Annotated in this window: 1 protein-coding gene; it reads right to left on the reverse strand. The window is 38.5% G+C overall.

Annotated elements, in window-relative coordinates; translation table 11 throughout:
* Positions 1 to 63: 63 nt before the first annotated feature.
* Positions 64 to 1,233 carry an IS256 family transposase gene (locus ACEN31_RS11510; protein ID WP_338487602.1) on the reverse strand — a complete coding sequence of 390 codons (1,170 nt, stop codon included), beginning with the start codon at positions 1,231 to 1,233 and terminating at the stop codon, positions 64 to 66.
* Between the last annotated feature and the right edge of the window lie 93 nt (positions 1,234 to 1,326).

Raw genomic sequence — 1,326 nt, forward strand, 5'->3', positions numbered from 1 at the left:
TGTCAAGTCCATAATCTTGTGTAAAAGTCTCAATGTAGTTATATCATCTGGTCATCATGCACATTACACTTGTAAGAATGTCCGAGCGTTATTTTCCCAATTTTCGTGGAAATCAATTAATATCGAACCGATTAAACGCTCTGCAGAGGCTATGTTTGGATAAATTCCAATCACTCTGTCTCGCCGTCTAATTTCACGATTCAGACGCTCAACTGAATTGGTTGTGCGCAACGAAACATGAAAAGCTTCGGGTTCTAACATATATTGAATGGCATCCTCAAAACCATTATCTAAAATCTTTAAGGCTTCAGTATACTTGGGATTATCTTTAAGTTGCGATTCATAGGCTTGTTTCAACTCACGCGCATGTTGTTGTGTTGGTGCTTGGAGGATCTTTCTAAGTATTTTTCTTTCTTCTTTACTGTTCTTTTTAGGCATTACATCAATAATGTTTCTAATAAAGTGAAATGTACAGCGTTGCCAAATAGTCCCTACAAAGACTTTACGAATCGCTTTTTTCAGTCCAGCATGGGCATCAGAAATAACCATGGTTGGTGTCTGTAGTCCACGCGAGCGTAAATCTAGAAAGAAGCGTGACCAGGCTGCTTCGGTTTCTTCTTCTGAGACCATAAAACCGACGATTTCTCGTTTATTTATATCATTAACACCTTGGGCGATATAAACAGCTTTAGACACGACGCGATTGTCCTCTCTCACTTTGATATACATTGCGTCTACATATAAGTAACGAAATTTAGAGTGCGATAACGACCGTTGTTTAAACGCTTCAATTTGTGGATCTAATTCCTGCATGATGTCTGAGACAAAGGACTTGGATACATTTTCGCCACAGAGCTGTTCCACTATTTTCGTGACTTTTCGAGTAGAAACACCCATAATGACCATCTCAATCATCCCAAGGACAAACGCTTTATCCATCCGCTGGTAGCTGTTAAACACGTCTGTTTTAAACTCGCCTGATCTCGTCCGTGGTACTTTTAAGTTGATGCTCCCGATATTTAGCATGAGGTCCCGTTCGTAATAGCCATTCCGCTGATCTTTTCGTTCCGAAGTCCGTTCATAGTTCTCTGCTTTAATGTAGCGATCACGTTCAACTTCCATATAAGCGTTAAAGACAGTGACAGCTAATGATTTCATCATCGCATTCATATCGCTATTCATGACTGCCTCTGTTAATTCTTCTAAATTTAAGGTAATATTTAATTGAGCCATAATAATCTTCCTTTCAATGTTTGTCTGTCAACTACATTGTACCAAAGAGATTATTATGGTTTTTTACTTTTACACAATTATATGGGCTTTATC

Origin of the sequence: Ruoffia sp. FAM 26255 (genome assembly GCF_045528525.1) — a bacterium.
GTDB classification, from domain to species: domain Bacteria; phylum Bacillota; class Bacilli; order Lactobacillales; family Aerococcaceae; genus Ruoffia; species Ruoffia tabacinasalis.